Raw genomic sequence first — 12,443 nt, forward strand, 5'->3', positions numbered from 1 at the left:
GATAGCCTAATAAATTAGAGTTCGATAGAACTCTTTACTTAGGAATCCCCCTCTTCTAAACGAAGTGAAAGTGGGGGTAGTTCAAAAGGTTGATAATTTGTTTTTCAAATATTTTATGATTCTTTTTGTTTGTGGCAAACTTATGCCTCCAGGATTTGAAGAATATTTTTAATGTCGCTTTTAAATAAAGTCACGGTGTTTATAAAAAAGGAGAAATGTTTTGTCCATTTGGATCTGTTTATCTAAAGGGATGTTTTTATAGTGAAAAGAAGTTCTGAACTGAAAGGCGGATTAAGGAACTGTTGAGCAGCAATAAAGTTACTCCACTAAAGGGCCAGATTGTTCAATAAGAAGAAAAATTTAAGGGTGCATATCTTCAAGAAAGAGAAATAATTCATTTCAATAAGACTATTTTTCAGCTTACCTCACTACTAGGGGCAAATTTGATTTTTTAAAACAGTATAGCTACAATACCATTTCCGGCTTTAATGGCTGAATGGTATTGTAGCTATACTGCCACTGTCTTTTATCACTTGGTAACTGTTTATAGACTTGTAAAATCAATGGTTTCAAATGTTGATTGCGCCAATCAAAAATGGAATCTTCTTTTTTACTTCCCACCATATTTTTTCGAATCTGATCATTAATTTGTTTCTGTTCCTGCTTACGATCTAACAAATTGTTTACGACTTTTCCCCTCATCGCATCCAATGTTTTGGGTTTTCTTTTTCCACGTTCTCTCGTTGGAAATGGTTCAACAGTTGCCACATGAATATGAATGTTGTCCGTGTTAAAATGAATGGCTGCCGACCAGGTAGAACTTTTTTCTAATCCCTCTCTTTTTTGCATTTCTTTCATCGCAATCCGTGTCACATCCATTAACTTTTTTTCATCTAAAGTCTTTGTCTTCGAATCATAAATGCCTTGTTCCTCAAGCCAAGGATTATGAAAAGAAATGACATCTTGCCACATGATACTTCCATTTTCGTGAGCGGTTTTAAACATTTCCTTTAAGGACTTTTTTTCGCTTTCTGTTAAACGATTTGAGTGTTCCGTAAACAGTGCCGATGTATTTTCTGGATTTCCCATATATTCTTGATACGTTTCAAACATTTTCGGATTCAGCTTCACTTCACTTTGTGCTTCTTCCCGGTCTACATACTCAATATAGTTCTGAAATGCATCCGAACTTGGTAACACAAATTTTGTTTTTAAAACAACACCCGGTGTACTGGAAGGTTGAACAGGAACAGCATTACTCATTTTCATCATCCTGTGTCATGAGTTGTATAAACTCATTCATTTTTTTCATTTCGCTATAACACTCTCTCATTGCATAAATGTTCTTTTCAATTAAATTTTCTAACTCCATTTCCTTTTTTGTTTGCTCCGGCAAATAAGCCGCCATTTCAAGTATTCCTTTTAAAAGTTTTTGTCTTGAAACTCCTTTTTTCTTTGCCATTTCATCAAATTTTTTGATTGCAACCGGATCTATATCTCTTATTTTTAGATGCACAATTTTTGCTCCTTTCTGCAATTGTGGGTAGAGAACCAAAAATAGTGAGAAGAGCATAAGGGGTTTTTGCCCCCACCGAGGGTGTGGGGCTAGGCGGAGCCTAGCAAAACGATGGGGGCAAGAAAATCCTCTAGGTGAGTACTCACTGATGACACAAATCAAACAGATGAGTACTCACTGACGATATAAAAACCATCAAATGAGCACTCACTGAGTACTCAAATTGAACTGGTGAGTACTCACTGACGACATGACTTTATTCAGTTTTTATTAATTTCTTGTGCCTTTTGCTCTAATTTTTTGATCTTATCTCGTGCAATTTTTTGTTCTCCTTTAAACAATTCAACGTTCTTTTCTGATGATTTTATTTTGGATTCTAAAGATGCTATTTTCGATTGAGTTTCCGTTTTTTCTGCTTCGGTTTGGTACTTCATTTCATCTTTCAGTTCTTTCACTTTCTCAAAAACTGTCTTCCCATTTTCTTCTTCAAGCTTGATTGCTTTCCCATAATTTTCGATCTTTGTTTCAATATCTTTTTTGTCTCTTTCTATAAAATCTAACTCATATATTTTTTTATCTTCAGCTAACAATTCATCATTTGCTTTTGTTTTTCTTTGATCGGTAAAAATCGTCTGAACAAGTTTATTTGGACTCTTTGTACTTGTATTTTCATCTTCGTACTCGTTAACATCTTGTGTGAATTTACGAATATCCATTTGTTCCTTTTCACTGTTTTTATTGTAAATACCTAAAGCTAAAGCTCCCCAATTTGGAGATAATTCTTTGACTTCTATCACGTAATTTCCGTTCTCTTCATACAACACTTTGACAGGTAATTGAACACCTGGCTTCCCTTTTTCTTGTGCCTTAAACGTAAAGCCAGTTTCCTCATATCCTTCTATCCAAAATCGAATTTCTATGAAGTTTTTATGTGGATTGTACTCCCTCTGTTCTACAATCAATTTCCCCATTCCCGACAACTTGATTACTTTGTGTGTTTCCGTATGGAATAGTTTTTCATCGTTCGGCATGTGAATTTTAGATGTCAAGAAAGCGAAAAAACCGAAAAATAGAAAGCCGATAATTGCTAGGTAGATCCACGACTTATTTCTTCTCAAATTAATTCTTTCACCCTTCTTACTGATTGCACCTATCACATCCTCACCTTTTTTGTTATAAAACTTTCATATTGAGCTCTTCTAAACTTGTAACTCGCCATGTTTCCTTTTCCTTTTTTATGATGATTCGCAACACATTGTTGACTTTTTCTTCTCGATTTTGTGTTGAATCAGTCGTGACATTTATAAATTCAGCTAACACATTTACTTCCTTTTGACCGGGTTCATTTTCTTGTAAATAAAACTTCATTTCGATTGGTTTCGGCTGTCGATAAATACGCTCTTCTCTGTTGTTCTTGTGCGGAGGCAAGTACCTTATTAAGTCGTCTTTTTAAGTCTTCATTTTGTTTTGTTAGTAATTCATTTGAAAGTTTTAACTGTTTTTCTTTTCCATCACTCATTGATTTTTTGCTCAAATAGATATTAAAAGCTGTCACACCTACAACTAAAAAGACAAACACAATAAACAAAGATTTGCGTTTCTCTTTCATTCTTTCAGTCTCCTATTATTTAGGTTTTTAGAACCTTCTTACATAACCAGAAAAGACTTTTTTCAATACGGATTATTTAGATCTTCAATGGAAACACCTTTATTCGTTTGGCATCCAATGAAAGTATTTTTATCAATTACAATGCCAACGTGCCCGGCATGTTTGTAGGTATCAAAGAAAATAACGTCACTTGGTTTCATATCATTTACCGATACTTTTGTACCGATTTTATTTAATGTTTCAGTACTTACAGCTCCCATCGGACTGGTATACATCCCTACTTGTTCGAACGCCCAGCGCACAAAACTTGAACAATCAAAAATCCCTCTTGCAATGTCATTTGTGTTACGTCCTCCACCAGAAACGACAGAACCCGGCTGATAATATTTTAAAACTACGTCAACGTACAAGTAGAGTAAGCACCCAACGCCTTGTTACATTACTGTAGTAGGTTTTTAAGTGCTCCTCCCCGAACCGGACTTACATCTCTCAATGTATCCGGCTCTCCATCTGTCTCCTGCTAAACCTCTCCTTTGTGCCTTTTTACGTGGTGCATATGAATTGTGGTATTCGCTTTCCCACACAATTCGCATTGTTCAGCTTTGATTCGATCAGAGAGTTTCGTTTCACTTAACACATATTTTGTATCTGGAATTAAATCTAAGTTCGCTTCTTTTGACTGTTTCTCTCGTGGAAAACTACGTTCAATAAAATGCGTTTGCTTTTCTCCTCGAGATGTTTTATATGTGACAGTAAATCGTCTGTTTTTCTCATAACGTTTTCGAATCTCTTTTGTTTTAACTCTATACTTAGATGCAAATGTTTTTAGCATAGAGTAATACATAAAGTAAGCAAAACGATGCATATGATTACTCACGTTTTCTGCTAGCCGATAATAGTTATACAATCCTCTTATTTCACTGTTATATTGAGCGACAATCTCTAAATCTTCATTATGAATGAAGTATCCTCTGTCTTTGGGCATCCAAGTGCCATCGGCACTCATTTTGATAGCTTGGTATTTCTTCAATTTGTTGACCCAAGCCTCATGAGGCATTTTTAATTGAACTTTTCCATTAAGGTATCTACATACTCTCCCAATCGCATCTTTTCGAGGTGCACTTCCTCTAAAAACACGAATATTGTAACCGAGAAATCCTGCATGTTTTTCAGAAGCATGGGTAATAAGCGTTTTCTTAATATATCTCGCATCGTACTTTGAACCAATTACACCAATTAGGAAATCATCAGCGTATCTAACATAAGTAAGACGCTTATAAGTTGAATCCATTGGATTACTATATGGAATCGTCTGCAATTCTTTCTTTAACGCTTTAGCTTGTTCTAAATGTTGTTGTGCTTCTTCCTTTTGTTCTTTTTCCAGTGCATTTTTATACTTCCGAATCGTGCTTCTCATTTGAGTATATTTCCGTTGATATTCAGGATTGTTCTTTCGTTTTTTACCTTGATTGAATTGTTGTATATAGTTCATCATGTATTGGTCTAACTCATTCAAGTAGATATTAGATAGAAGTGGACTGATAATACCACCTTGCGGAGCACCGCTAAAGGTATTATGAAATTTCCATTCTTCCAAGTATCCAGCACGAAGAAATTTCCATATCAGTTCAATAAATGCCTCATCTTCAATACGTTTTCTTAAAATGCCAATCAAAGTATGATGATTGATGTTATCAAAAAAACCTTTAATATCCCCTTCAATAAACCAATTGCTACCAGTAAACGTTCTTTGGATTTCTTGAAGTGCCGTGTGACAGCTTCTTCCTTTTCGATAAGCATGTGATGATACGGAGAACGTTGGTTCATATATTGCTTCCAATATCATTCTCACAACTTCTTGCACCAATTTATCCGCAAAACTAGGTATACCCAATGGTCTTTTCTTTCCGTCTTTCTTTGGGATATACACTCTTTTTGATGGGAACGGTTGATATGCCCGTTGCTTAAGGGCTTCTATCAGCTCTTCAATAACTCCTATTGAAAATCCATCAATAGAACGTTTATCTACACCCATCGTGAGTGCTCCATCATTTTTACTCAGATTGTCATATGCAGTGAAATAAAACTCTGGATTGTACAAATTTCGATAGAGTCTTCGGAATTTATACTCTTCCTTCTGACTCTGTCTTTGCAGGTTGCTTAATACTACTTTTGGACTTTGCATGATGCCTTTTGCACCTCCCCAATTTCATTTTTTAAGCGGACAGACTGCCTTCCTTCGCCATGTACTAGGCTTTCCCTAGCTCGGACTACTATGAAGGCTCCGTTACCGTATTGGATATTCATGAGCCACACTTCTTGGCTGTACCTTGAAGTCATCCTCAATAGCCTTCCGGCATTCCAACTTAGGTAATCCCCGTTTAGAAGACAAGAGACTTGCACATATGGTTTCGGATGCGACTTTCACACGTTTCCACGTATAGTGGAGGATGGTAAATGTCCCTATACATAGCGACGACACCCTTATCGCTATGTCATCTACCACATTCCGTATATAACCATCTTCCGAAATGAGTTACGGTAGCCTTCCTTGTGCTATCGTTCAAGCAGTATAGCTTTCATCCTTATCCATATTTCACATCTTGCCGTTCAGTCGTGATTCGATGATTAATCAACTTACGGCTTTCTTGACATGCTATTGTCCCCCTTCAGTTTCCTTCCAAGGTTAGTCAAGTGATGATAGGTCATCTAGGGAAGACCTAATGGTTTGCAATCACCATGTTCTCTTGCTCCCTCTACGGGCGCACAATATCGCCGTAGCACGCTTGATACGGTACGGCTTCTGGTCTAAGACAATGATACATACCAGTATGTTTTACTTTTTGATACTGTTGTTGCGAAAATTTGATTGCTAATTCTTTCGTATACTTGCCACCATTTGCACCAATAAAGTCAAAAAACCCAGTCCCGAAATTGTAAGCTTGAATAGCTTGCTGTAGTAAGTATGAAAGGTCAAAAATTAATTCTAATGTTTTTATTTATTTTAATTTCTAAAACAAGATATATTAAATATAGTATTCTATATTTTTTGTCATTTTTTTAGGAAGCCTAGCATCTTTTCAATATGTAAAAAGAATCCTGTAAATTACTAGTTTATGAAGCTAAACCAAACATCTTATGTATAAAGTATTTTCAATCTTAGACAGACTTGTTCAACAAAATAAGTTTTCTTTTTACTCTAATATAGGTTTTATCGACTCCTCATGAGTTGTTTGTTCATTTAAGATGATATTGTATTGTCTCTTCTAATTTAGGCCTATACGGATAAACTAAGCGTATAATTATTGTCTGAGCAATTAATACATCTCTTCTCTTTAGTTCATACTGATAATGCTTCTATTTGAACTAATTTTCCTTTTCATACTGATTACATATCTTTTATAAAATAATACTATTGGTATCTTCAAGTATTTAAATTTATTTTCTACTTAGTGAAAGACTATTACCTTTTAGATAATCAAGAGATGCGCATTTTTCGGATAGTACGTTAAAACCTAATATAATATATATCTTTTATATAAAAAGAATATAAAGATAAAACTATTATACTTATGAAAAATGGCTTACAAACTCAGTAATAACAGTGTCTGCAAAGTTATAGAACCATAAAAAATCGAAAAAAACACTTATTGGAAATGTATTTATTATGTTTTACGTCGCTCTAAATATACAAAATATCATAAAGTTGAATTACTTAACCTACATATAATCAGCATTATTTTGATACGTAGAAGTGTATATAAGATTAATGGTAGTCTAGCTTAAATTAATAACATGATTTCCACATACGCTATAAAATAACCCACATTTTATTAACATTTAGAAGTAAGTTATAGACATAATTCAGTAAATCAACATTATTAACAAAAAAAATTCTGATTTTAAGTAGATTTTTATATGAAATGTTTATAAATGAAGCTTTGAGCCATTTTATTGTACACATTTGGACAATATTATTAAGATATCCACTGAATTTATATATATATTTACGATTTTTAGTAGATTAAATCCCAGCAAGAGAGCGAATGTTCAGAAAAATGTAAAGTGAAATTGTGAATTACTGATTATATTTTAGGGATTTTGTATAAAAGTGTATAAAAAAAGAGAGGTATTCTAACTCAAATTTAAGAATCTCTCTCTTTTTTTTTGGATAGTACGAATTTAATTTCTAATTTCAGCACGAATAGCCCTCCGTCTTTGATTTTTCAAAAAAGGAGAGCATGTAATTTTACATTGCAGGAAGCAGCTGATCTACCGTGCATGGTGTTTCACTATTTTTACGGTAATAAGCTTCTAAGGAATGAAGAAAATCGATTAAATTAAAGTCTTTAGGAACTTCAATTACGCGGATTTTTTCCTTAGGCAATCTATCTATTTTTTCAATGAACAGTTCGCGAATATCACTTGGAATATGATGTTCTTTATGGCCATGAGATTTTAATAATTCACGAATTTTAATTTCTAATGCAATATATGCGTTAACATTTACGCCTTGCTCAAAAGCATACTTCCTAAATAGTGTCTCTTCTTGATACTGCATATAATTACGATGGTATGCTTCTTCAGTCACAGGAACCGCGTATGTAGAATGAAGAAGGTCATGCGCTTTACAGAATAACTTCTTAACATTTTGTAATGAATATATAGCAAAGTGAGTACCAAATTTAAATAACGCATCTTCTTGCTTTTCTTTCGGTACATTATGTGTAATCAGAGAATAAATACCTGTTTTAGCAGCGGTATCTAATACGCGATATTGAGAAGACTGCTTTAATAATTTGCTTAGTGTATAAACAAGATTTTTAGGGAAACCCTCTTGTCTATCAATCATTTCTCGTAATCCACGAATCACTTGGCGGATTTGACGATGACAGGAATGTTTTAAGACATTTACAAATTGGTTTATATCTTTTGTAAATTCTGCAATATTCATTTCAACTAACGATTCTTCAATGAACTTAGCTTTACGTTTATATGTAAGTCTTGGTGTAAATGGATCGCGATACTCTTCCCCTACTTCCTTATTACACAAGAAATCAGGGTGTACAGATAAATACAGTGTTGTATACTGCTTTTTATTCTTTTTCCCCTTTTCTAATTTGCAAATTTTAAACAAAGAAGATCCAGTAGCAGTAGATTTAGTTGTTAATTCAGCCATTACAGAACGTATCTGATGTGGGTATTTCTTATGTAAGAAGCGATACATACCGCCAAAATGAGTCTGTTGTCCTTGTTCATCAAATTTGTATAGGGAACGTTTCAAAGTAGTTTCTCGTTTTTGCTGCATTGCGATATCAATAAATAGCTTTTTAGCAGCAATGGATAAATCGAAGAACTCTTTTGTAAATACAATTGGGCTGATAAACGTGTAAGGATTCGCTTTATTCGTTTCCTTGTTCATAAAATCAGTTAATGTAATTTTATATTTACCACTGTACTCATTCTCAATTTCAATGATGTTGTGTAAGCTAAGCTTTTTCAACGCAACATAGAATTGTGAATGATGAATATGTGAAAATGCTTCTTTATAGTTTTTGTAGTCCTCCCAAAGCATGTGAATGGAAACATGAGAAAGTTCACCATAGGTATTACATTTTTTATGTAGAAATAGAAATACTTCTAGATCTGCATTAGTAATACCATATAGCTTATGCTTTCTACCATTTGCTTTAGTGAAGAGATTTTTCATTTGAAGTGAAAAAGATGGTTTGGCTTTTTCAACAAACCCTTCTTCATCTGCAATTCGTTCCTCGTAAGACATTGAATTTACGATATCTTCTAGATATGTATCTTTAAAGCTATAGTATTTGCCTTCTAAAGCTTCCACTAATTTTTGCCATGCTTTAATTGTTACTAATACTGGAGTTGTTGTTTCACCATTTAAACTACGTTTGTTCTTTATAACGAAAGGTTTAGCCATCTTTTTCACCTCCTCTTATTATGAGTTGCAGTTTTTACCTAAATAGGATATAAAAATTCAATTTTGATTATATCAAATCGAATCTGGGTGAAATGTGTCTCTTTAAGAGGAAAATCAAAAATGTGAAACGCAGCCTCATCCTTAGAGGCACAAGGGATTCAACGTTTCACAAAAAAAATATTTTGGCCACCATAAAGCTATAAGGTATTTTGAATATGAAACGTATCTGAAATTAATGAAACAGCACTTAAACCTTGATATACTAGGTTTTTTAGTGCTTTGGGTTAAAAGTTGTTGCCACCATATAGCTATAACGTTTCAAGTTTTGAAATGACTAAATAATGTGTAGAATTCATTCATAAATGTTGTGGTATAGCGTTTTCATGTTAATTTACGTCAAGGGAGTATTGCCATCATATAGCTATATGCGTTTCATGTTTTTTTTGGATTGTTGCCATCATAAAGCTATGCCGTTTCATGTTTGAAATCAATGTTTCATTGCGCTTGAAATGTACCTAAACCCTTGTTATATATGGATTTATAGGTTTTTTTTAAAAAAAGTTGTTGCCACCATATAGCTATAGCATTTCATTGGGATTTTTTAGTTTTTTTAAAGAATGGCTTTATATCAATGTTTAGCACTAATTTAAATAAAAAATATTTTTTTTATATGAACAGATGTTAGTGCGTCAATGTTTCATATTTAAAGAGTTGTTGCCACCATATAGCTATAACGTTTCAAGTTTTCAATAGTACCTGCCACAATGTAGCTATGATGTTTCATAAAAGTAAAGGTATTCGTGTCGCTATATGGAATAACGTTAATTCTTGTTAAATGAAATTCAACAATCTATTAGCATTTCTTGTTAAGAATATACTTGCCACCATAAAGCTAAACCGTTTCAAGTTTTTAATAGAACTTGCCACAATGTAACTATGGGATTTCAAAAAAGTAGAGGTATTTGTATCGAAGTATGAAATACCGTTAATTCTTGTTAGATAAAACCCGACAATCCATTTGCATTTTTGTTGAGAATATACTTGCCACCATAAAGCTAAACCGTTTCAAGTTTTTAATAGAACTTGCCACAATGCAGCTATGGTGTTTCATAAAAGTAGAGGTATTTGCATCATTGTATAGAGTGACTTTCAGAATTTTTTAGATGAAACCGACATTTCATCGATGTTTCTTGATCAGAAAGTAATTGTTATCATACAGTCATAATATTTCATTTCATTTGTAAGAAAAGGGACAATTACGTTTCACTTTAAAAGTATGATTTACACTATTTAATGCCAAATGGGTTTCCCGCATGGAGATTGTGGTGTAAAGTAGTAATTTTACAAATAAGTACAGTCTTATATAATACAAGTACAAGAATGTTTACTTGATAGGACAAATACTGTTCGATAAATCATTTCTCGATATAGATTATTCTGATAACGTTTCAACTTATATGCTATGTTGCCACCATATAGCTATAACGTCTCAAGTTCTATAATTAATATTTCTAATTGGTGGGAATTTAGTAAGGAGGTTTTTAATATGGAGAAAGTATTAGTGTTGTTTAGCGATGCCCTTTTACTTGCTGCTCCAATGTATGAAAAGAACACGCAGCTATGGGAAAAGTGGAATAGATATTATGAGGAAGTACAAGGAAATCATGACAAAGTAGTAACTTCAGCTAATATATCCCCTTCATTTTCAGCACTTGTCTCTTGGTTAGGTCAGAAACAAGAACAAGGGATTTCATTATTGCATATATACGCAAATCTAGATAAATATAAAATTGAGATTCGGAATGTACTCGATAAAATAATAGAACAAGAATTTGGAAGTACATCTGAAGAAGTTGAAACGGCTATAATATCTAATACAACAGATGAAAAGTTAAAAGAGCATTCAAGTGATCTACAAGAGGATTACTATCCTGTAAGTAATGATGCGGTATATTATCAACTACGAGATGGTATAGCCAAGAATCACTTTGAAGAAGATGAAGTAGGAGCAGTGCCTGTTTTACCATTAGAAACTAAAAATACAAGCGGAGTTGCTCAGCTATCATCACACAAGGATGAAGATTTAAGGCTAGTAAACACCAATGAAGCAGAAAGATGGTCAATACTAGTCGATGGTGTTATTAGTAACATGGATGATCTTACCGCAGACTGTTTAGATACAATTACAATACAGTGGTTGAATCAAGCGAAATCTCCAGATGATTTTATTGATTTCAGCTATGAAAATGTACTAGATATGTGTAATATTCCAAAAGCATCAGCAAATGGTATAGAGTATTATCGTGCAGAAGATAAAATTAAAATTGCACAACGTATAGCTGCTTTGGCGAGTATCTTTATTTATTTAAATGACGATAATGAAGTCGTGGTTTTAAATGATCGTGCAGAAACTGGTGAGCAATTTGAAATGAAACGTGAAATAATTAAAAGACTTTTCGTTTTAGATTCTGTAGTTCTTTGGAGAGATAAAAATACCAATGATTACGTAGGTATTGAATCTTGTAGAATAAAGCCAGGTAGCTTTTTGTCGATGTATTTATACGGATCTAGTAGCACAACAGCGTTATTATCTAAAAAAGCATTGGAGTATAATAGTTATCGACACAAATTCCATAAGCGACTAATTCGCTATTTATCTTGGCAATGGAGAATTCGACAACAGTACAGTAATTTAAAAAGACCATATTCAATTGATGGAGAAAAAGGACTATTGTCTGTTATGGGGATTAATATAGCTAAGGGACGCCCCCACCGTATTCGTGAGCAATTAGAAAATGTATTAATAGATTTAGAAAAAGAAAAAGTTATTTCACATTGGGAGTACGCTGAGGAAATTGATGAATCAAGAATTGGAGAACGGAACTGGTTTAAGAATTATTACTCAAAATTAGGAATCATCATTTTACCACCAAAAGAGTTAATGGATAATATCGGGAGTTTGGCAAAGAAAAAGGTAATTGATACTCCGGATAAGCAAGAAAATAATGTGATTATAAATACGATAGCTCATAGTACAGTAAGTACTGAGGAGCTAATTAGAGAGAAAATTATGTACCAACATATGCATCAAAATAGAACAATGCGCGAAATAGCAGATGAGTTAGGCTTATCCCCTGCTACACTATCGAGATTCTGTAATAAGAAAATGAAACGGATTTCAAACAGTGTTAATGATAAGTTAACAAAATGGTATGAAAGACAAATGATAATCGAGTCCATGTAAGCAAAAAAGAGGAAACCACTTTGAAAATGGTTTCCTCTTTTTTTATGAATATTATTGACAGAAAATTCAAACGCGTTATATAATTTTTGGTATTACCAATATCTTTAACATGTATTACCAAAAAATAAAGGGG

General features: G+C 33.4%; 4 protein-coding genes and 5 pseudogenes. 1 reads left to right on the top strand and 8 read right to left on the bottom strand.

The genetic code is table 11. From position 1 onward, the window contains the following. Positions 1-474: 474 nt before the first annotated feature. The 8 genes and pseudogenes from mobP2 to JDS80_RS26595 all read right to left on the bottom strand — a co-directional run. A pseudogene (mobP2, locus tag JDS80_RS26560) lies at positions 475-1,263 on the bottom strand (MobP2 family relaxase); the annotation flags it as partial. After that, complete coding sequence (locus tag JDS80_RS26565) at positions 1,256-1,573, bottom strand: DUF4843 domain-containing protein (RefSeq protein ID WP_206774696.1); 318 nt, start codon at positions 1,571-1,573, stop codon at positions 1,256-1,258. The gene JDS80_RS26565 and the pseudogene mobP2, both read right to left, overlap by 8 nt. 203 nt (positions 1,574-1,776) lie before the next feature. Continuing rightward, complete coding sequence (locus JDS80_RS26570; protein WP_199640390.1) at positions 1,777-2,673, bottom strand: hypothetical protein; 897 nt, start codon at positions 2,671-2,673, stop codon at positions 1,777-1,779. Between the two features lie 16 nt (positions 2,674-2,689). Continuing rightward, positions 2,690-3,125, bottom strand: a pseudogene (locus JDS80_RS31285) (MerR family transcriptional regulator). Positions 3,126-3,152: 27 nt separating this feature from the next. After that, positions 3,153-3,535, bottom strand: a pseudogene (locus JDS80_RS26580) (C40 family peptidase); the annotation flags it as partial. 122 nt (positions 3,536-3,657) lie between these two features. Continuing rightward, positions 3,658-5,310 (bottom strand): annotated as a pseudogene (locus JDS80_RS26585) (reverse transcriptase domain-containing protein); the annotation flags it as partial. Positions 5,311-5,890: 580 nt separating this feature from the next. Continuing rightward, a pseudogene (locus JDS80_RS26590) lies at positions 5,891-6,085 on the bottom strand (lysozyme family protein); the annotation flags it as partial. Between the two features lie 1,289 nt (positions 6,086-7,374). Then, positions 7,375-9,066 carry a hypothetical protein gene (locus tag JDS80_RS26595; protein ID WP_199640391.1) on the bottom strand — a complete coding sequence of 564 codons (1,692 nt, stop codon included), beginning with the start codon at positions 9,064-9,066 and terminating at the stop codon, positions 7,375-7,377. A gap of 1,546 nt (positions 9,067-10,612) precedes the next feature. Between JDS80_RS26595 and JDS80_RS26600 the strand changes: the two genes are divergently transcribed. Further along, positions 10,613-12,310, top strand: a complete 1,698-nt coding sequence (locus tag JDS80_RS26600; protein ID WP_199640392.1) for a helix-turn-helix domain-containing protein — start codon at positions 10,613-10,615, stop codon at positions 12,308-12,310. Positions 12,311-12,443: the final 133 nt, after the last annotated feature.

It is taken from the genome of Bacillus cereus group sp. N8 (assembly GCF_016483685.1).
GTDB lineage: Bacteria > Bacillota > Bacilli > Bacillales > Bacillaceae_G > Bacillus_A > Bacillus_A proteolyticus.